This is a genomic window from Streptomyces sp. NPDC057565 (assembly GCF_042801455.1).
GTDB lineage: Bacteria > Actinomycetota > Actinomycetes > Streptomycetales > Streptomycetaceae > Streptomyces > Streptomyces yanii.
The window spans coordinates 1-19714 of record NZ_JBHVFU010000095.1; the positions used below are offsets into that span (position 1 = coordinate 1).

16 protein-coding genes and 1 pseudogene are annotated in these 19714 nt (G+C 64.2%); 9 read left to right on the forward strand and 8 right to left on the reverse strand.

The annotated features are described in order from the left end of the window. Window positions 1–581 precede the first annotated feature (581 nt). The 3 genes from ACFU8W_RS49310 (at window position 582) to ACFU8W_RS49320 (ending at window position 3781) form a co-directional block, all read left to right on the forward strand. Window positions 582–1844: a cupin domain-containing protein gene (locus ACFU8W_RS49310; protein WP_384052399.1), complete on the forward strand. Its 1263-nt coding sequence runs from the start codon at window positions 582–584 to the stop codon at window positions 1842–1844. Beyond that, on the forward strand, window positions 1834–2316 hold the full coding sequence (locus tag ACFU8W_RS49315) for a hypothetical protein (protein ID WP_384052400.1): 483 nt from the start codon (window positions 1834–1836) through the stop codon (window positions 2314–2316). The genes ACFU8W_RS49310 and ACFU8W_RS49315 overlap by 11 nt, the downstream gene beginning before the upstream one ends. Before the next feature lie 224 nt (window positions 2317–2540). Beyond that, window positions 2541–3781 (forward strand): IS3 family transposase gene (locus ACFU8W_RS49320; protein WP_384052401.1). Its coding sequence is split into 2 segments (ribosomal slippage): window positions 2541–2867 and window positions 2870–3781, totalling 1239 coding nucleotides; the frame shifts between segments, so codons are not numbered across the junction. Between the two features lie 91 nt (window positions 3782–3872). On the opposite strand, the gene ACFU8W_RS49325 is transcribed toward ACFU8W_RS49320, so the two are convergent. The 3 genes from ACFU8W_RS49325 to ACFU8W_RS49335 form a co-directional block, all read right to left on the reverse strand. Next, the gene (locus ACFU8W_RS49325) at window positions 3873–4106 is read right to left on the reverse strand and encodes a hypothetical protein (protein ID WP_384052402.1); all 234 of its coding nucleotides are present in this window, start codon (window positions 4104–4106) and stop codon (window positions 3873–3875) included. Window positions 4107–4181: 75 nt separating this feature from the next. Further along, on the reverse strand, window positions 4182–5261 hold the full coding sequence (locus ACFU8W_RS49330) for a ferritin-like protein (protein ID WP_384052403.1): 1080 nt from the start codon (window positions 5259–5261) through the stop codon (window positions 4182–4184). A gap of 65 nt (window positions 5262–5326) precedes the next feature. Beyond that, window positions 5327–5626: a BTAD domain-containing putative transcriptional regulator gene (locus tag ACFU8W_RS49335; protein ID WP_384052404.1), complete on the reverse strand. Its 300-nt coding sequence runs from the start codon at window positions 5624–5626 to the stop codon at window positions 5327–5329. Between ACFU8W_RS49335 and ACFU8W_RS49340 the strand changes: the two genes are divergently transcribed. From ACFU8W_RS49340 to ACFU8W_RS49365, 6 genes and pseudogenes are all read left to right on the forward strand, one after another. After that, entirely contained in the window at window positions 5515–5820 is a 306-nt protein-coding gene (locus tag ACFU8W_RS49340; protein ID WP_384052414.1) for a hypothetical protein, read from the forward strand. The two genes, ACFU8W_RS49335 and ACFU8W_RS49340, sit on opposite strands and share 112 nt — an antisense overlap. A 446-nt stretch (window positions 5821–6266) precedes the next feature. Then, window positions 6267–6491: a hypothetical protein gene (locus tag ACFU8W_RS49345; protein ID WP_384052405.1), complete on the forward strand. Its 225-nt coding sequence runs from the start codon at window positions 6267–6269 to the stop codon at window positions 6489–6491. A 61-nt stretch (window positions 6492–6552) separates the two neighbouring features. Next, window positions 6553–7479: a hypothetical protein gene (locus tag ACFU8W_RS49350; protein ID WP_384052406.1), complete on the forward strand. Its 927-nt coding sequence runs from the start codon at window positions 6553–6555 to the stop codon at window positions 7477–7479. Window positions 7480–8186: 707 nt separating this feature from the next. Further along, window positions 8187–8510 (forward strand): hypothetical protein, encoded by a 324-nt coding sequence (locus ACFU8W_RS49355; RefSeq protein WP_384052407.1) that lies wholly within the window; start codon window positions 8187–8189, stop codon window positions 8508–8510. 24 nt (window positions 8511–8534) lie between these two features. Beyond that, on the forward strand, window positions 8535–8723 hold the full coding sequence (locus ACFU8W_RS49360; protein WP_384052408.1) for a hypothetical protein: 189 nt from the start codon (window positions 8535–8537) through the stop codon (window positions 8721–8723). A 114-nt stretch (window positions 8724–8837) separates the two neighbouring features. Beyond that, window positions 8838–9503: pseudogene (locus ACFU8W_RS49365) on the forward strand (transposase family protein); the annotation flags it as partial. Between the two features lie 133 nt (window positions 9504–9636). On the opposite strand, the gene ACFU8W_RS49370 reads toward ACFU8W_RS49365, so the two are convergent. The 5 genes from ACFU8W_RS49370 to ACFU8W_RS49390 form a co-directional block, all read right to left on the reverse strand. After that, window positions 9637–13629, reverse strand: coding sequence for a hypothetical protein (locus tag ACFU8W_RS49370; protein WP_384052409.1), 3993 nt, complete (start codon window positions 13627–13629; stop codon window positions 9637–9639). Then, window positions 13626–16664 (reverse strand): hypothetical protein, encoded by a 3039-nt coding sequence (locus tag ACFU8W_RS49375; RefSeq protein WP_384052410.1) that lies wholly within the window; start codon window positions 16662–16664, stop codon window positions 13626–13628. The genes ACFU8W_RS49370 and ACFU8W_RS49375 overlap by 4 nt, the downstream gene beginning before the upstream one ends. A 198-nt stretch (window positions 16665–16862) precedes the next feature. Then, a complete protein-coding gene (locus ACFU8W_RS49380; RefSeq protein WP_384052411.1) occupies window positions 16863–17924 on the reverse strand; it encodes a hypothetical protein in 1062 nt (353 codons plus the stop codon). A gap of 97 nt (window positions 17925–18021) precedes the next feature. Further along, window positions 18022–18633, reverse strand: coding sequence for a hypothetical protein (locus ACFU8W_RS49385; RefSeq protein ID WP_384052412.1), 612 nt, complete (start codon window positions 18631–18633; stop codon window positions 18022–18024). 3 nt (window positions 18634–18636) lie between these two features. After that, window positions 18637–19179: a papain-like cysteine protease family protein gene (locus ACFU8W_RS49390; RefSeq protein WP_384052413.1), complete on the reverse strand. Its 543-nt coding sequence runs from the start codon at window positions 19177–19179 to the stop codon at window positions 18637–18639. Window positions 19180–19714: the final 535 nt, after the last annotated feature.

The window sequence follows — 19714 nt, forward strand, 5'->3', positions numbered from 1 at the left end:
TTTCCCGGGTCCGGGCCAGCCCAAGCCGGGACATGACGCCACGTCACACACGAGACCGGCGAACCGGACCGATCGCGACTACGCAATGGCCCTGGGCTCATGCACCACTTAACCCCAACTACCCCAGTTACGCCACTCGGCGGGTGTCGGGCACGACGGAACGGGCTTCTAATGAAGTGCAGCGTCGTGAGGTGAGGATTCAACGATGCGCCACATGCCGTGAACAAAATTTACTGCTGCAGAAGTTGCACGCAGGGTTGGCGTAGAGAAGACTGGGAACAGAAAGAATCGAGTAACTCGCAGCGATCCCTGCGGAGCGCAAGTCCCCGCAAACAGCAGGGTCGTTGACAATTGCATCTATCCTGTTGAGGTCGCATTGACCTCCCTTGACGCTACGTCACTGGAACTGGTGACGGTTTGGCGAAATCGACCTAGCCGATGCCTTCGCTAACGGCGGAACGTGATTTATCGCAGCCTGCGCCCAGGCGCGCGCGGCCTGTAGGCGAACTGACGGAAATCTCTGTTCATTCTAGTGTGCGCTGCGGATGGCCAGTTGAGGCCGAATGCAAGAGGAGGAGTCAATGGTTAGTCTCCGTGGTGAAACGGAAACCCTAGTTGCTCATACTGGCGGGCTTGGCTGGCTGCTTCAACCGATCACCTGTGACGACTTCCTAAACTCTACGTGGGGACAGCAGTCGCTGCTGATCAGGCGAGACCAAAGCGACTACTTCCAGGATCTTCCCGGGATCGACGAAGTCGACGAGATGATCACAAATACGATGTCAGGGGGGCGGGCTTTCGAAAATGATGCGAGTCGACTTGTCCGTAGTGACGCAACAGGATGCGTTTCCGAACGCGCATTTCGAATGACTAGCACCGGGTTGCCCGATGTTCAACATATCTACCAGGCGTATCACGAGGGCTACACGTTGATTCTCAACGGAGTCCATCGTCGTTCATCGAAAATTGCGAACCTATCTCGGGCTCTGGAGGCCTCGCTTCACCATCCCGTCGGTGTGAATATGTACTTGACGCCGAGCCATAGTCAAGGCTTTGACCTGCATACAGACGATCACGATGTCTTCGTCCTGCAGCTGCACGGTACGAAGGTGTGGCACGTCGCCAACGCGGGCACTCTCTCGCCTCTGGCGGAACGCAGCACGCGGCCGCTGGAGCACTCCGACCTTCAGACGCTCGCGCTCAGACCCGGAGATGTCCTGTACATCCCACGCGGTTATGCGCATCGGGCTCAGGCTGCCGCCGCGTCGTCACTCCATCTGACTGTCGGAATCCACGCCTTCCGCTGGGCTGACCTGATGACAGAGACAATTCGGCTGCTCTCCGATGAGAATTCGGAGTTTGGTGGCGCGTTGTCACCCGGATTCCTCGATCAGGAAATTGATCTCGAAGTCGTCGAAAAACTCGGCAATCATCTAGTCCAAGCACTCCTGGACGAATCCTTGGCTCGGCGGGCCAAGGAGAGTCTGGGTACGCGGTTGATCAGTTCCGGTAAGGCCGCATCGGCCGGGCATTTCCGCTCACTTGACCGGATTTTGCAGTTGACTCATGATTCGTTCGTCCGACGGACCAGGGTGATGTATCACAGGATCCGCAGTAAGTCCTCCGAGGTTGCAATTGAATTCGACGGCAACTTCGTATCAGGGCCACCGTTCCTTGAAAATGCACTCCTCTTCATCGCCGAGCATGAAATCTTCCAGGTCGACGGACTTCCTGAAATCGGAACATTTCCCCCGAGTGCGAAGATCGAACTTGTTTCTCGCCTAATCCGCGAGGGATTTCTCACGCTGGCCGACGATGCACTGGAGGATAACTATGAAACCTGAAATAAGAGAGCTGTCAGAGGAGGAGCGTCAGCAGCTACGTGACTGGCGTGTGACGCTTTGGGAGTTGGATCCGCGGTACGGAGACAAAAAGCTACTCGTGTTGGCTGCCATGTCCCTAGCCGACGAGGATATCCGGGCCAAGCTCATCGCAGATCCGCAGAGCGCAATGGCGGAATTCGGCATCACCCTGGACCTCCTAGAGTCCACGACCGTACGGTTCGTCGAGAACACCGCGGACACCTTGACGGTCATTCTGCCGGACGGGCCAGCCGAATTGGAGGACCGCCCCGCAAACCTCGACGCTTACCTCAAGTCTCGCCTGACAAAGGTGGAGGCCTTTCTGCGGGACGACTTCGACTGGCAGGGCATCCCCGCAGGAGACATTGTCGACCACCCGGATAGTCCCGACCACAAGGACAGCCATTTTGAGTGGGGTGATGCAGACACGAAGGACCATCCACCATCCCCCTGAGTGAGGCTCTTTCATCCTGTGCTGCATGGGTGAAATGGGCTGGTCAGCAGGGGCGGTGACATGGCGGAGCCCCTCGTCGCCGGTGTGGTGATCTCACTCACCACACCGGCGACCAAGGGGCTCCGTTGGTTCCGTATCCTTCCATGCTCGATGGGGCCTTTTCCTGAGGGGTGGACACGCTGATACTGGATCTGTTTGATCCGCAGCAAGCGAGAAGACCGCCGATGGCGATGAAGGACTACTCGGACGAGTTCAAGGCCGATGCCGTGGCCCTGTACGAGTCCACACCCGGGGCGACCTACAAGAGCATCGCCGCTGACCTGGGCGTCAACCGGGCGACCCTGCGTGAGTGGGTGCTGCGGGACCGCGAACGCCGTGGCGTCACCGCCGCGGCTGCGAGGCCGGCCGCCCGACCAGGGGCGGCGGCGGTAGCGTCCGCTGATCCGGACGGGCGCGTCCGGCAGCTGGAGGCCCGGGTGGCCGAGCTCAAGGCGAGTGAGCGCAAGCTCGCCACCGAGCGAGACATCCTCCGCATGGCGGCCAAGTATTTCGCCGGAGAGACGAACTGGTGAGGAGCCGCTTCCAGTTCGTTGACGACCACCGGAACACCTACGAGGTGAAGCGGCTCTGCCAAGTCCTGGGCGTGAACCGGTCCAGCTACTACAAGTGGCTCGCCGGCGCCGAGGCCCGGGCCACCCGGCAGCGGGAGGACCGGATCCTGGCCGAGGAGATCCGCGAGGTCCACGGCGAGTCCGGCGGCGCTTACGGCTCTCCGCGAGTGACGGCCGAGCTCCGCGAGAAAGGGCGGCGGGTCAACGAGAAGCGGATCGCCCGGATCATGCGGACGTTCTCCATCACCGGCATCCGCCTGCGCAGACGCGTACGCACCACCGTCCCGGACCCGACAGCCCCACAGGTTCCAGACCTGTTCGGCCGGGACTTCACCGCCACCGAGCCGGGGCGGAAGAACATGGGAGACATCACGTATCTCCCGCTCGCAGGCGGGGAGTTCCTCTATCTCGCAACGGTGCTGGACTGCTTCAGCCGCAAAGTCGTCGGCTGGTCCATCGCCGACCACATGCGCACCGACCTGGTCACCGACGCACTGCGGATGGCCGCTTCGACCGGCGGCCGTATGGACGGCGCGGTATTCCACTCCGACCACGGGGCGCAATACGGATCCCGGGCCTTCACCGCCCTCTGCCACGAGCTCGGGGTCGCGCAGTCGATGGGCGCGGTCGGCACCAGCGCGGACAACGCAGCCTGCGAAAGCTTCCACGCGTCCCTGAAACGCGAGACCCTCCAGGGCGCCCACGACTACGGCGACGCCGGCACCTGCCGCCGGACCGTCTTCGCCTGGCTCACCCGCTACAACACCCGCCGCCGGCACTCCGCCAACGGCCACCTCAGCCCCAACGAATACGAACACCGACACCACACCGCTAAACTCACGCTCGCCGCGTGATCAATAACCGCGTGCCCACCTTCACGGAGGAAGGCCCCCCTCCTGATCTGCACAAACACAGGATGAAGGAGGCTCACTGACCTGCGACTACTCAGGATGAAAGAGGTTCAGTTGGTCGACGGTGAATCCCGCGGCACGACGACATCAGGCCCTGGATGGTGAGCACGTAACACATTTGCCGCGCCAGATAGCGGTTCTCCGGCCGGCTGAGCACGTCGCTAAGTACTTGACGGTCTGTCATCCCATTGGTCTCGGTGCGCATCAGGCTTTGCGCCAGTTCCTGCTCCACCCCCAGGTCGGGGATCCGGGATTCGATCTGGCCCATCGCATAGACGAAGGCAGGGCGCGGAGCGTTGTTTTGAGCGTTCCATCGTCTCTCCGAGGGTGGTCAGAGCTTCCCTCACGGCGCCAGGTAGCGGAATTCCGGCCCGTAGTTGTTGCCGCTGCCGTCGGGGAGCGCGATCTTCATGAGCTTCCCAGCGGGCGACCGCAACGCCCCCATCTTCACGACCGCGTCTTGCAGCAGGTCTTCGGCGGAGCCCGAAAGCTCTTCCTGCCACGCTTGCTCGAGGAGGCTCAGCAGGTCGCTGTAGGCGCGATTGAACGCGTCGAGGAAACCCGTCACCTCGGGAGTGGGAGCGTCAGGACCTGTCCGTGGCCAGCCCCCTTGTGGCACAACCCCCATGGGCCAGAGGTGTTCGGGCCAGGGGACCGCCGCTCCTGTGAAGTCCCACTTGTCCGGCTGGCCGGGTTGCTGTTGCAGTTTCTGTTTGTGCAGGATCTCCTGGAAGGCGTAGTAGTGGGCGAACTCACCTGGCGCTCCTGGGTACGGGTTCTGCGGGGACGCGGATGTGCCTTCGCCCTGCTCCTTGATGACCGCGATGGCGGACTCGACATCACCAAGTGTCTCGAGGCGCTCCAAGGTGTTCCCCAAACCGTGATGCTCCATGTCCATGGTCACCTGCCGCTTCCCAGTGATCATCTGTGGGTTCGCGCGGAAGGCGTCCAGGATTGCCGTGTAGAAGGCGCCGATCGAGGTGTACCCGGCCAAGGCCGCGTGCGTGACTGGGGTGTCCGGCTCCTCGATGCTCGCGTACATCCTGACGGAGTCCATCGTGAGCCCGCTCAGGTAGACCCTGAGTTCAGGCCGTACTCCTCCGGGCAGCGGGCCCGGGTACGCCGGCACCAGAGTCTCGCTGGCGAGGCGGGGGGTACCGCCGATGGCGGTGAGCAGATTGCACGCGATGCCGAGATGCGACATCTCATCGAAGATGATTTCGCGCAAGGTGTGGAAGACCTGGGTGTCTCCGCTGGAGGTGTCGATCGACCACAGGCCGCACAAATATGGGGGAAGGGTGGCGAGTTCCAGGAGGATTGCCTGCTGTACCGCGTCCTGCACCCACCCGGTGTCCCGATGCTCTGCGGGCTGCCGCATCAATTCGACGATCGCGTTCCTTTGGGTGTACTGATCTGTATTCACAGCGAGCCTCCTTGTGAGGAGCCCCCCTCGATCGTCCGGCCGTGTCTCCGTGGCCGTCCTCCTCGTCAGCGCAGCCGAAGGGGGATCGTGCCTGTGAATCGGAAGGATGGCTCGGCCCCGAGCTCCGTGCGCAGCAGATGCCAAAAAATCTCATAGTGCCGGAGGGCTTCGGACAGATTGCCCTCGGCGAGATGCGCCGAGACCACCGCCTGGTGCGGTTCCTCGCGGAGCGGTTCGATGCGGATGCTCGCGAGTGCAGCATCCAGCGCGAGGCTGGCTGGCCCTGCTGTGCGAAGCGCTCCGTCAGGGTATCGAGCACGCGCAGGCGGAGGCGGCGCAGCCACTCCCGTTCCAGGACGACCCATTCGTCATCCCAGTCGGGCAGCAGGTCGCCGCGGTCCAGCAGGCTCATCAGCGTGGGATCAACGCGGAGAGGCTGGCAGCCTCGGACGATGTCGAGCGCGTTCTGGGCGAGGGTGTGGGCGTCAACGCCGACGTCGTCGGCGAGAGCGAGCGACTCCGTGGTGCAGCGAACGAGTTCGTGGCCGCCGCGGGTTAGCTTCCACAGTGCTGTCCGCAGGCTTCCCCGCGCGTGTGTCTCGGTTGCGTTCGGCCACAACGCCTGCGCAATCACGGATCGACCGACCCGCAGCCGGAGTCCAATGAAGGCCACAAGACGCTGGGCGTTGCCACACAGCGGTACGTGCTCGTCGTGGTAGTCCAGGCGGAACTGGCCGAGCAGCCGCAAGCGATCTTGGTGTGGAAGAGCAGGAGAGGGATTCATCTGCCGTCCCTGTGGGGTTGTCCGCGAGACTCGAAGTCCCGGACTCCGACATCTCTTCCATCATAGGGCGGAGGGCTGGCCGGGGGTGCGTCGTCGCAGCTCGGCCGACATGCAGACGCCCGTTTGGGGGAGGAGGATTGGACAAGGAGGGAGAACGTGCCGAGGGGAGGCTGGTACTCCGCCTCGGACCACGCCCCGGTGCCCGGAACGGATGGTGGGTCGTGAGCGAAGCACGACGACGGAGTCGGCAGCCGAACGACGTCCGCAAGCCTGCCCACCGCACGCGGCTTCCCGGCTTCGTCGACGGCGAGATCGGCCTCGGCGACGTAGTGAAACACGCGACCCGGACGATAGGCATCAAGCCTTGCGGCAGCTGCGAGGAACGGGCCCGCAAGCTCAACGAATGGATCACTTTCACCGGCCGGCGCGACGACGGCACAGACTGAGATCAATGAGCGCGTAGGCGCTACAGCGCCGCGGCGACCGCCGGAGTTCAGGAGCCTCTCCATGGAAGCCGAAGACAGCAAGGTCCCCCCCTCGGGCCCGGTAACCACCGGTTCTGCAGCCCCAGCGACCACGAGCCCCGCAGGTCCGGCGACCACCGGGCGGTGCTCCTGCGAAGCCGAACGCGACGGGCCGACCGCACGACACACGCCCACGCCACCTGCCTTCGTCTATGCGATGGGCCAGATCGAATCCCGGATCCCCGACCTGGGGGTGGAGCAGGAACTGGCGCAAAGCCTGATGCGCACCGAGACCAATGGGATGACAGACCGTCAAGTACTTAGCGACGTGCTCAGCCGGCCGGAGAACCGCTATCTGGCGCGGCAAATGTGTTACGTGCTCACCATCCAGGGCCTGGACACCTATGTCCTCGTGCCGCGGGATCCGGCCGACTTCGCTCTGATGGCCGACGCCATCCGGCCCTCAAGCGAAGCGGACGCCATCGACGTGGTCATCGGGGTACGGGGCGGGGTCGCGCCTGCCAGCCACTGCGGCGGGCTGCAACTCCCGGTCGTCACCGTCGACCAACTGTATTCGGCCTCCATCTCGTATCTTGTGCAATCCATCGACAGGCCCGAGTCTATGGACACAGAGCAGTTCGAGAAAGCGGCAGGGGACTTGCTGAAAACTGTCATGAACGTCTCGGGAAACGTCGGCGCCTCAGACGAAGGCCGCGCGCTCAACTACCTGCTGCTCCGCTACTCCGCCATCTACCGGAAGACGTTTGAACAGTTCATGGCCGATTACTCGCTGGCGGCGATCGACGTCCGGCGATCCAACCTCGGGGGCCACCGGCGGATCATGGATGTCATCTTCACCTACGCCAGCCGCAAAACAGACGAAGTGCAGAAATACTTCGTCCCAGTCGACGTGACCTACCAGTTCCCCTTCCGCCCCGGACCGCTGGGCATCTTCTATGACCACAACTGAGGAGGGCTCCCGTGAAACAGACTATCCCAGGATTCCACGATCTCCCGATATGCGGAACTCCAGAAGCCACACCGAACGACTGGGATTACGCCTACTGCCCGGATGAATGCAGAATGCTTTGTGAGAACCAATGCTCACAGATGCCCGCACCGGCGCAGGCACAATGCATGAGCGCGTGCAAGAAGGACTGCATGAGCGAGTGCCTCTTCGTGCCGTGCTGCACCAGGGAATCGATATGCGAAGAAGGTTGGGTGAAGGTTCGCGAGTCCTGTCAGTTCAATTACGGCGAAGGCATGAATATCTCGTCGTGGGTGCTCACAGGTGAACTTTGCTGACCACCTGTCAGTGAGAAGGCTCCCGTGAAACAGACGATCCCAGGATTCCACAACGATCTGCCGAAATGCGGAACTCCAGAAGCCGCACCTAATGGCTGGTCATACAGCTTCTGCCCGGATGAGTGCCACCTCCAGTGCGGAATCAAGTGCGAGGGCACGTCCAACCGGGCGCAGTGCATGAGCACGTGCGAGAAGGCCTGCATGAAGGAGTGCCTCTTCGTGCCGTGCTGTACCAGAGACACGATGTGCGACGACGGGTGGCTGCGGGTGCGCGAGTCCTGCCAGTTCTTCGCCGCTCAGACATACAAAGCGATCTCGTCGTGGGTGCCCACAGGCGAACTTTGCTGACCACCTGTCAGTGAGAAGGCTCCCGTGAAACAGACGATCCCAGGATTCCACAACGATCTGCCGAAATGCGGAACTCCAGAAGCCGCACCTAACGGCTGGGATTACAGCTTCTGCCCGGATGAGTGCCACGCCGAGTGCCGGATCAAGTGCGAGGGCACGTCCAACCGGGCGCAGTGCATGAGCACGTGCGAGAAGGCCTGCATGAAGGAGTGCCTCTTCGTGCCGTGCTGTACCAGAGACACGATGTGCGACGACGGGTCGCTGCGGGTGCGCGAGTCCTGCCAGTTCTTCGCCGCTCAGACATACAAAGAGATCTCGTCGTGGGTGCTCACAGGCGACTTTTGCTGACCAGCCGTCAGTGAGAAGGCTCCCGTGAAACAGACGATCCCAGGATTCCACAACGATCTGCCGAAATACGGAACTCCAGAAGCCGCACCTAACGGCTGGGATTACAGCTACTGCCCGGATGAGTGCCACGCCGAGTGCCGGATCAAGTGCGAGGGCACGTCCAACCGGGCGCAGTGCATGAGCATGTGCGAGAAAGCCTGCACGAAAGAGTGAGCTTTTTCAGTATGGCCACCGATTGGGTGACGGCTGCAGCGTCCGCAACGCACGAGGCTCCTGTGCCGTTGGGGGAGGTGTTCGAAGTCTCAACCCGTCAGCACAGGAGCCTCGTTGGTTTCCTATCCTGCCGCACTCGACCTGCCGCACGCGCTGGTTGAGTGGGTCACCATCTTCATCGTCACCCGTGAAGATGACCGCCGTTGCAAGCTCCCGCCGCACCAGCGGGCCCTGGTCGCGCTGGTGTATCTGCGCAAACACGACTCCGTTGCGTAGATTGCCGCTCGCTTCGGCATCTCGGTGGGCACCGCTCATGCGCACATCCGCAGGGTGGTCGACCTGCTCGCGGCCCGGGCACCTGGCCTGCTCAAGGCCCTGCGTGAGGCCGACCCAGACTTCGTCCTGCTCGACGGCACCCTCGCCGCCTGCGATCGCCTGGGCGACGGCCGGACCGACTACTCCGCCAAGCACCGACGCCACGCCGGGGTGAACGTCAAGGTCGTGACCGACCCAGCCGGCCGAGTGCTGTGGTTCTCATCCGCCCTGCCAGGCCGGACCCATGACCTGACCGCGGCCCGCACCCACCGGATAATCCGCATCTGCGAACGCCACGGCGTCCCGGTCCTCGCCGACCGCGCCTACCTTGGAGCCGGCCCTTGGATCTGTCGGCAACACGGGGGACCGGTCGAGCGAGGCGTGGCCCAACTGAAGTCCTGGCGGATCTTCCACCACGCGCGCTGCAGCCCGAATCGAATGTCGCCAATCGCGGCTGCGGTCCTTGGAGCGGCAACGCTGAAAGAGCTCACAGAGAGACCTTGTCGTGGGTGCCCACAGGCAAAATACGCTGACTCTCCATGCGTCGGCCGGCGCCGAGGCGCCGGCCGACGCATGACTCCCCGCCCGGCGTCGCACCTCACACTGTGAATGTGTCGAGGTAGGACACCCGCTGGATCGGGCCGCGTGTACCGCTCTGGATCTCCTCTATCTCTTGGACCACCAGGCGCTGGTGCTGGGGACGCACCGATGGTTCGACGGGCAGGGTCAGCTTTCCTGTCCAGGTCCCGATGGGCCCGGTCACCGACTTGAGGGCCAAGTCCGCCATGGCGGACAAGTCTTGGACATCGCCCCATTGCGCAGGGTCGTCGATCGAGCTGACGCCACGTACCTGCACGCGTGCGGTCATCCGGGTAGACATACCGACTGCGCCCGCCGGCGGTACGGGGCCGGTTACGGTCACGGTCGCCTCCTTGCCGACGAAGGCCGCTATCGCCTGACGACGGGCCGGGAGTTGCACGAAGCCTGCGTCGACTCCTGCGGAGAGCCTCAGGTCTTCAGGGGTGAGCAGCGCATACCGCTGCAGCCGCGCCACGCGGAGCCGTACAAACGGCTGGTAGGTGTTCTGGGCCTGAAAGCGCACGTCGGCATACCAGAGCCGACGCGTCTCGTCGTACTTCACGGGGTACCCCATCGCGTGGCCCTGGGGCAGCGTCTCATCGACGGCGCCGAGCAGGTCGGCCGGCCTGGGGTAGCCGATCAGCGGCGCGGAGCCGGACTGGCGAATGGGGTCACGGCCCCACATCGTGGCCCACTTTTCGGCTGCCGCATCGGGCGGTTCGCCCGGTCCCAGCACTCGGACGGCCAGCATCTCGCCTTCTCCCGAGACGTACCAGGGTCGTTGCAGATAGACCCGGACCACACCGTCGAGGCGGGTGCTGGTCAGCGTTGTGCCAGCTGTCCCGCGTTCCCATTGGAAGGCGGGAACCACCGAGTGCACCGCGGGCGCTGGCGGCCGCACTGTCGCGGGTACGTGGCGCGTGACGGTAGTGCCGGCCCGGGTCACGGGGGGAGCGGTGAAGCAGACCAGAACCTCGGCCCCGTCGGGTATGCCACTGCCAAGCGGGCGAGCGACGGTGCCCTTCTCGTCGTTCACGGTGTAATCCCGGCCGAAGGTGTATGTGGCGCCGGGGTCGGCGGGGGTGCCCGAGGGTGTGGTCGGAGCGACGGAGGCGCGTACGACGACGGTGCCCGGGACGAACCCGGTCGCGGCCACCGGCACTTCGCTGTTGCCCGCGAGCCGTACCTTGCGTGACTGGGTGAAGTACGAGACGAACCGGGACACACCCACAGGGGTGAACCGCATCACGCGATGGCGAGTGTCGCCCACATCATGGCGGGCCCTGAACGGCGCCGTCACGGTGCCGGCACGGTCCGAGGGGTCGTCGTCATAGGTCACGGCACGGTGGGCACGGTCGGGGTGCACATCCTCGTCGCCCTGGCACAGAATGGCCCGGCCGGGTGGTTCATCTGGTTTTTCCTGCGTCGGGTCATCGACGAACTCGGTCCATGCCGCTTCCGTGTGCACGGACAGGGTCGACGCTTCGTGGAGGGTCATCGCGGGGTCGCTGAGGACGAAGGCGGTCTCGCCGGGGCCGCGCTCGACGCTGGCCTGCACGAACTCCGGGCCCACGACGGGGCAGCGGACTGCGTGGATCAAACGGAGCTCTGTGGTGGGGGTGAGCTGAGCGAGCAGCCCGGCGGCAATTCGGGCGCGTACCTCAACGAGATCGTCGTCCGTCGGATCGGCAGTTTCGACGTACCACCGCCACAGTGCAAGCAGTTCCTCGTCGCCTCGGTTCAGCATGCTGCTGAGGAGTGCGGTGAGGGTGGCGGCTGGGGGCAGCGTCACGCGGATAACTCGTGCTGCGGAGTCGACGACGGGGACCTGCGGCGCTCCGCCGATGGCTCCGGGCATCAGGACGAGCCGCAGCGGGAGGCGTTCATGCCATCCGCTGCCCTGCGGCCAGGAGGCGAGTAGCTCGGGCATCCCGGGCAGGCCGTGCAATGCCGCTCCCCTCGACAAAGGGTCCGGGGGCCACGACAGCTGCAGGGTGTCGGCGTCCACGTAGGGCGTCCCGCCGGCGCCCGGGTCCGGCACCCCTTGGACAACCCCGGCGTCGAGGCGGCTGAGCAGGGCATACACCGCCGGGTCGAGCCGGTGTTCACCTGCCACGTCGAGCACGCCGTGGCACTCCAGCAGCTGCACGGACGCCTTGGGAGCCAGCAGGTGCCGTTCGCAGGTGGGGCCCGGTGCGGGGGCGGCGGCATTCGAGTTGTCGGTACGCACCACCAGCACCGCCACGGACTCCCCCGCGGTAACCGGTCGCCGGGGTACGAGCACGGGGGCGGGCACGGGTTCATATCGCGAGTAACGCAGGGGTGGGGTGGCCGGCTCGCCGAGGGTCGGCCGGGCCGTGAAGGGCACGCTGCGGCCCGCGAGGTCGACCAGGCGGGCGCGGAAGCGGTACGTGCGGCCGTAGCGAAGAGACGGCAGCGTTCCCGGCGCGGGCTGGACGGTCGAGGAGAACGGCAAGGTGGTGTCGGCCGCGGGGCCCGGGTCCTGGAGGTGCCCGGAAGTGTCGAGCGTCTTGCCGGTCAGTGCGGCGACCATGCTCCAGCCGTTCCAGCGGAACACGGACTGGTGCAGTCGCGACACGGGATTACCCGCGTTGTCCTTGCCCCGGGTCAGGGCGTCGGACACCGTGCCCTCGTCGTCGATGGGCAGAGTTCCGGTGTACCCCCGCACGCTGTACTGGCCGGTGCGCCGGCACAGCGGATACCAGCGGCCGGAATCCTGGTCGAAGACATCCACCCGGTAGCCCTGGAGCACATTGTCCGCGTGGAGGGTAATCGCTACACCGGGATTGTGTCCGTGCTTGTCCGCCTCCTCGAGGTCCTCGTCCATTTCGACACCCTTCTGCAGGTGTTCCCGAAAGGCGACCTGGCGGTCCTTCTCAACCACGGAGATCCCGTCGGAGCGCAGGGTCGGCGCCAGCAGGCGGGGAGCTTCCCCGTTCCGTGGCAGGCCAGCCAGCATGGCCGCGTACCCCTGCAGGCCGACCGCTCCCGCGTCGACGTCGACGTCGACGACCTCGTACCTGCCCGTGTCGTGGAGAGGCAGGTACAGTGCGGCCTCGGTGCCGTTCTTCCATCCCAGGAAAAGACGGCCCTGCCGCAGCACGCACCGGGTGAAGGGCTGGTCAACCCGGTGGGGTGCGAAACCCGTCGGCACTGCCTGGATTTCGACAGGCGTGCCCTCTGCGAGGGTCGGAGGCAGTGGCACAGTCACCCGCCGGATCAGACCGAACTGCTCCATGAGGCCGGGGTGGTCGGCGAGAGCGGCCAGCAAGCCGTGGAAGTCCCGCTCGGGTGACTTGAGTTCCCGTGCAGCCGCCGCTTGGTCTTCGTCCTCGCCTTGCGGATGGGCGAACGGTTCGTGGAATCCGGCCAGGCGCATCCAACCGTGCGGGTCGTCGGCGAAGTCGTCGGGCAGAACCCCTTGCTGAAGCAGCGACTCGTAAGCGCTGGCCACCCGCGCCGGGTCGTTCGCACCGACCAGGCTGATGAGACGGTCGACAGCGTCCCACCCGTCCGCGCCACCGGGACGGTCGCCTCCCTGTACCACCGCGGGCAGGATCTCGGGGTAAGGGCTGTCGGAGAGGGGGAACATGCGGCCGTATTCCTCCCGGAGGGAACGCGACACGAGGTGGGCCGGATAGGACTGCAGCAGATCCGTCGCCACTGTGCGGTCGAAGCGGAAGGGTTTGACCTGCGTGCCAGCGAAGGCCGTTCCCCACAGCGCCGGCTGGGCGACTGGCTCGACCGTGGCCTCCCTGGTCGTCGACACGCCTTTGGCGTACCGGAAATTGACGTGCAGCTTGAAGGAGAAGTCGGTCCAGGACTTGACGTTGGGAAAACGCGTCAGGGGGATGAGGCCGCCGGATCCCGTCCCGGGTTCGTCGCTGAACAGCTGCAGTCCGAACACGAGGGAAAGGCGGGCCAGTCCGTCACCGGCGGCCGGAGCGGAGGGGTCCGGCAGCAGGGTCCACACCACGGTTTCCTGGTTCATGATGCCTCCATCGGAGCGAATGCGGCACAACGGTCCCGCCAGGGCTGCGAGGTGGGGAATGCCTGGGCGAAGGACGGATCGTTACCACCGGAGAAGGAGCGCTCCAGCGTCATCGACACCGATTCCGAGAAGAAGGCCACACGTACCCGGACGGTCACTGAGGCCGAGCCGTGCACTGTCTTGGGGGTGCGAAACTCGAGGGCGAGATAGAACTCGACGGAGATGTTGACGATGCCGAGGATGTCGAGTTCGCCGCTGGCGCGCAGGAAGCCACGGATCAGCGAGGCCCCCTTGTCCAGCAGGATGTACACGCAAGCGGTCACGCAGACCGAGCCGCTGGCGACCCCGAGATTCAGTGCGACAGCGGCACCGAACTCCACTTGGCCTTCCAGCCTGACGACCTCGCGAGTGTTGACTGTGAGGGCGAGGAAGCCACCACCGCCGAACATGGCGACCGTGGCCAGGAACGGATGCTCGCGCGAGGACACCGCGAAGGTCGCTTCCACGGGAGCACCGTCGAAGGGCAGCCGCACCGAGGCCGACAGCGCCAGGTTCTGCAGGAGGAATACACCAAGACCAACACTCGGCACGGCAAGGGTGTATCCGACGTCGATCCCGTCGTTGTCGACGCTGACACGCGGTCCGTTCGCCACCGACGGCAGGTATTCGCGCAGCCGGTCCAGGAAGGCCAGCTGGCCGGAGAACCGTACCTTGCCGACCTTGACGTCCAGTGAGGTCGTGGTGCCTGGCTTGCTGGTAAACGCGATCCGCCGGAACTCCACGTCCAGTACGTTCGCGAACGACAGCGTGAACTGGCGGAGCTCTCCGCGCGTCTCGGTGACTGGTGCGCCGCCGCGGGCGAGGTTGACCACCGTGACACTGTTCAGGTCCAGCTTCGTGTCGGTCGTCGTCTTGAGCGACTCGTAGATTCCGGGCGTCAGCGTGGGGCTCCAGGTGAGCGTGGTCTCCACACCGTGGGGGGCTTGCCCGGGCTGCCGCAGCACCGTGGTGAGCATGCGAGGAACGTCCCTGCCGTCGCCTGCCCCGGTCGGCGGCATGGTGACGGGAGCTACCAGCTTGGTCAGGTCGATGAAGCCGAGGAGGCTGGTTGGGGGCCACGGAGGCGGGACCGGGGGCGGAGGTGGGGGAGGGGGCGGGACAGGCGTGAAGAAACTCGCTGGCGTGAAGGTCCCGGCCTTGTAGCTGTCCAGGTTTCCCCCGACCAGCCCGGAGGTTCTCGACAGTCCCGTGACGGGCAGGTCGAGCTTGGCGACGCCGCCGGAAGCGGTGACCGGCGGAGCGACGGGAACTGGCGTCTGCAGCCGGGCATAAACCTGCCGGGTGGCCAGCGCGCCCAGCTTCACATATGTGTCGTCGAGCAGCAGGGTGTAGACGGCGGCCGCCCTGACCGGATCGTCCACCTCGGCCCCACCGCGCGTCACGACGGCATCCAGGGCAGGGATTCTTGCCTCCACCGCCATCAACTCGGGGTGCGCCGCCAGTCGGCCAGCTTCCTCCAGAGCTGCCTGGGAGGCGCTCGATGGCACCGCACCGATGCGCAGGGCCGCAACATCCAGAGTTGTCGATTCCGGATCCGATCCAGTTGCGGGCGCCAGTTCCAGGCGACCGGAGGCAGGCAACACGATGCCCTTCGCCAGCCCCCTGTAAACCGTCAGTGCTGCGGACAGGTCGCCGTGGGCCTTGTCCCCCTTCACGAAGACCATCGGTGCTGTGAAGGCGACCGGGTGGCCGCGCAGGTCCTCGGCTGTCAGGCTGAACCTCAGCCGTTTGTCGGCCGCTCCCGCCCCTCGTATCCAGAACCCGATGTCTGGGCTCACCAGCGTGTCGGTGGTGTCGGTGACGTCGGCCTGCAGCGGCCCGTTCAGGCGCACGCGCAGGAACGGGAAGCCGCGCTTGTCGTTCGGGAGGGCAGCGACGCCCTGGTAGGTGAGCTCGGGCAGCAGCACGGTCAGGATGGTCGACCGGACGAGGCCCTGGTCGAGCTTCCGCTCGGTCTGGGTCGTGATGAGCGCGGGAAATCCGAAAGGCAGCAGATAGCCGCGCTGGAGCACGTTCACCGTGGTGTCCCGGCCGCCGACGGACTCGTGGTGGTAGCCGGTCACGCTGACACTGGACAGACCCTGCCAGTTGCCCGTGAGGTCGACGTTGGCACCGAGGGCAGTGAACGTGAGGTCCTGTGCCAGCGCGGGGCGCTGTGCCATCGACGCTCCGATATCGCGGCGCTGCACCTCTGAGAGTGAACTCATGAACCCTTCACTGTCCGGGACGGCCTTCGCCGGCTTGACCGGTACCGGCAGCCGGGACGGGGTATGGGGCGGGCCGGAACCGCCCGGCGGGAGGACAAGGCGCGTGTGCCAGATCCCGGACGCACCGGCCGGGCCGATGACCGGCTCCACCGCGTGCAGCCAGGTCACCCCAGACGGGGTCGCCGGGGTGAGCCCGAGACCCCATACGCACTCCAGCCGCGCCGTGGAGGTGGTCAGTCCCGCCCAGTTCAGCAGGCCCGCCACGGTGAGTGGGACTGAGGTCCCCGGCGCCACAGTGAACGACAAGTCGCTCCGGCCGGAGAACCACGCCCGCTTCACGGCGGTCGACGGGCTCCCCAGCGGGGTGGCCTCCTCCAGCGTCGCCTGCGGTGGCAGACTGACGGAGAGGGTGCCGGGGGAGGTGGCGCTCTTCGTGACCAACCGCTGCTCGGCACCGGAACCGGTACGCAGCAGGCCTTGGAACCTGAACTCAACAACGAGCATGTCCTCGCGCCTCAGCAGCGTGAGAACCTGTTTGTCCATGTCCAGGTCGGGAGCGCCGCTCACCGCGTCGAACTCCTCAAGACTCTGGAACCCGAAGGTGCCAAGACCCACGCCAGGTTCCGGCTCCGGTTCCGGCTCCGGTTCCGGTTCCGGCTCCGGCTCCGGCTCCGGCTCCGGCTCCGGTTCCGGTTCCGGCTCCGGCTCCGGCTCCGGCTCCGGCTCCGGCTCCGGCAGAGAATGATCGGTGCTCCCCTGGTAGGTCATGGTCGTTCACCTCAGTCCATCGCAAGGAAGGCGCACGGTGTACCCACACCCCACATGACGGATGTCTCACCCCCTAGGCAAGAGCCTTCACCCCGTCGGCAACGGCGCGGGGTTGCCGGAGTACCGGAAGTGGCTCGTGTTCGGCGCAGTGGTGCGGGGAACGTCTCAGCCGACAGCCCCCTCAATACGAGAACGAAGCTAGGGAGTAAAGGCAAGCATCGTGGCCTCTGTCATTGTCGCTACCGGCTCGAGCAGTTTTCTCTGTGTCTGCCCGTCCTGGATCACATTTTGCCAAATGACAACGAAATCCAGATTTCGCACCGTGTCGCGAACGATCAACGCTTCCGAGAAGACGGGTTTACCAGTCTTGAGCTTGCCAATGCCAACCTTTCCGTGAGTAGCGAGAAAGCGTCCATTAGTGGGCCAGATCGGGGGCGTGGTCTGGTGGAAGAAATTTCCCGCCCGCGCCATGAATTGCTTCATTCCGCCACTGCTCAAGGGGCCGACAAGCTTGCCATCCGCCAAGAGGGTCATCAGTTTAGCCAGGTGCCAGACGGTGGTGCCCTGAGCAGTGTCCGCGTCGTTGAGGCACGCTATACGTGCAGCTGGCCAAATTTGGGCGTAATCACCAGCAAGCCATGCCCCATTGGTGCCCCCGTCAAAGAAGCCGTCATCAGCGATCTTGCCGTTGAGGTACGGATAGCCCAAGCCGTGAATCGTCGTCGTGGCGCCGGGGTTTTCCTGTTTCACCATCATGTTTTCAAAAGCGTCCAGCTGCGCCGTGGTGAAATCAACGGTAAAGTCAGGCCCGCTACCGAGTTCGAGTACGGCCGAATAGTTCGGTTTCCTGTTCTTATCCTGCGGCCCCAACATCAGCGAGCCACTGATCGGCGAAGGCGTGTGGGAAACTACCTCCGGGTTGAATGCACTCATCAGCGCAGCCTCGATCTGAGGCCATGCGGCGAGCCCGCTGCCGACTGCCAACTGGTCGGCACTGGCCCTAAGGTCGAAAGCGGCGTACATCGCGGCAATCTTGAGTAGACTGCCTGAGTAATGCTCTTCTTTCTCTCGGATTCCCGCCCAAGGGTGATTGCGTGAGCCGTTGAATCCGGTGAGTGCCACGACGATGAGAGCCATGTTGTTGGTGTTCGGGGCCCCAGCCAGCGCCAGCGCCTGCCGAGAGGCGTTCAGCGCAGATTGCATTATCGTGCGGGGTGCCGAATCCAGTGGATTTGCATAAGCGCCTGTGAACAGAGACATGACTCTCTCTCAACCGAAAACTTGTCGCACCGAACTTCGATTCAATGGCCAGCCCGATAGATTTCCCATGATTCGGATGCCATACCTGCGTCGGTGTTTACGCTGCACCGAATAGCGGATCATCAAGTTCCAGACATCGTCGTGCCGGACCTTCTAGCCCGTCCAACAGCTCGTGCTCGCGGTAGATGCGCCCTGCTTCAAGGAAGGCAGGCGCGGGCGACAGGGCAATGAAGAGGTGATCGTCTCCATCAAGCTGGGACAGCCACAGTAGGAACGTGCTGAGCGCTGGAATCTTCAACATGTGCAGCTCATACCGGCCTGACCGAACCTCGGGGGCCTCAGCGAGCGCCTGTAGCGCTGATTCCGTCGACTGTACATACGGCCCCACGTTTACCTGTTCCAACATGGACGGCTTCTCCTTGTCGGTCCCGGCTGACACCTCGCTGCTCGCCACGGCACTGCCTTCGGCCAGTACCAAGAATCGCCAGCTGGTGACCCTCGAGTCCGTGAGTGATTGACGCTCCACAAGATGATCCAGCCCGATCGGGTGTACCTGATGCGGCATGGAAAGCGTCACATCCGCCTCGGGCTGGACCGGTGTTCCGTCGGCTCCAGTCACTCCGTGCGGGACGATTCGGGCGATCTGTTGAAAGCCCTTAAGCGCGATCAGTTGTGTCTCCCGAGATGGCGATGCATATTCGACGGCCATCGGTCACCCTTTCGTGAAGAACGTGTACGCCCAGGTTCCACCCAAGCCCTGGTAGTCCGAACAGAACCAGTCGTAGTGGACGTAACTCGTGCCATATACCGAATCCCGAACCGTGAGGTACTGGAATGGGAAATGGAAGCCGTCAGGGGGAGGAATCTCTATGTATCCGGTGACGGCGACGGCATGCTTATTACCGGCGGGCCACAGGATTCTCACGACGACTGGGCGGCGACGAGTCACCTCAGCGACTATATCTCGGAAGCCTAGTGCGCCGGCCTGCGAGGTCGAGTAATGACCTACCTTGATCAAGGCAAGGTCCACGGCAAAGGTTCGGTTGCATTCGTCCGTTTCTCCGCTTTCGCAACAAGTTGGGTTTTGGAACGCCCATTCGACCAAGAAGCACTGTGGATGGGCGTTCGTCGTGTCGTAGTAATCGGCGACACTGGATGCTGTCGCGGTCCAGCACCAGAAATCTTGTTCCTGATGCTGCATAGTGAATTGAATTTCGTCCGACGATCTGACGGTCGACTCGGGTTTCAGGGACATCAAGCCCGCCTCCAATCTCTAATGACTGACACTTTCTGTGTTGGAGCGTTGTCCGCGCCAGCACTTCGCGCGAGTCTAGTCAGACACCTTCACGTCACTGCACTTCCGGTAATCTTGAAGCCCCTTTGCTGCGCCCCCTATCGCATATCCGCGCATCTGAAAGGAGGTCAATGCGTGGGCGAGGACGCAGCGATGCATGCAGCCGAAGGCAAGACGGCAGTGCTGTAATGATGGAAAAGACTCACACACGCATCGCACATCGCGGAACCCACCACTGCAAACGCGTCAACAAAAGGCCGCAGTAGCGGCGCCATGACACGGCAAACGGTTTATGCGACGGGTGAAGGCTGTAGATTGAATCGCGTCTTCAATTTCACGCTACGCCGAGTGGACGAGCCTTGCAAGCTCGGCTATGGATGGAATCCGTATGCCCCCACGTGCCAGGGCCATTGCGTAGTCGCGATCGGTCCGGTTCGCCGGTCTCGTGTGTGACGTGGCGTCATGTCCCGGCTTGGGCTGGCCCGGACCCGGGAAA

What these genes read in the sequence shown, in the direction of transcription:
- ACFU8W_RS49310 (WP_384052399.1), top strand. Translation starts at nt 582, where the DNA reads ATGGTTAGTCTCCGTGGTGAAACGGAAACCCTAGTTGCTCATACTGGC.
- ACFU8W_RS49315 (WP_384052400.1), top strand. Translation starts at nt 1,834, where the DNA reads ATGAAACCTGAAATAAGAGAGCTGTCAGAGGAGGAGCGTCAGCAGCTA.
- ACFU8W_RS49325 (WP_384052402.1), bottom strand. Translation starts at nt 4,106, where the DNA reads ATGGGCCAGATCGAATCCCGGATCCCCGACCTGGGGGTGGAGCAGGAA.
- ACFU8W_RS49335 (WP_384052404.1), bottom strand. Translation starts at nt 5,626, where the DNA reads ATGGGTCGTCCTGGAACGGGAGTGGCTGCGCCGCCTCCGCCTGCGCGT.
- ACFU8W_RS49350 (WP_384052406.1), top strand. Translation starts at nt 6,553, where the DNA reads ATGGAAGCCGAAGACAGCAAGGTCCCCCCCTCGGGCCCGGTAACCACC.
- ACFU8W_RS49370 (WP_384052409.1), bottom strand. Translation starts at nt 13,629, where the DNA reads ATGAACCAGGAAACCGTGGTGTGGACCCTGCTGCCGGACCCCTCCGCT.
- ACFU8W_RS49375 (WP_384052410.1), bottom strand. Translation starts at nt 16,664, where the DNA reads ATGACCTACCAGGGGAGCACCGATCATTCTCTGCCGGAGCCGGAGCCG.
- ACFU8W_RS49380 (WP_384052411.1), bottom strand. Translation starts at nt 17,924, where the DNA reads ATGTCTCTGTTCACAGGCGCTTATGCAAATCCACTGGATTCGGCACCC.
- ACFU8W_RS49385 (WP_384052412.1), bottom strand. Translation starts at nt 18,633, where the DNA reads ATGGCCGTCGAATATGCATCGCCATCTCGGGAGACACAACTGATCGCG.
- ACFU8W_RS49390 (WP_384052413.1), bottom strand. Translation starts at nt 19,179, where the DNA reads ATGTCCCTGAAACCCGAGTCGACCGTCAGATCGTCGGACGAAATTCAA.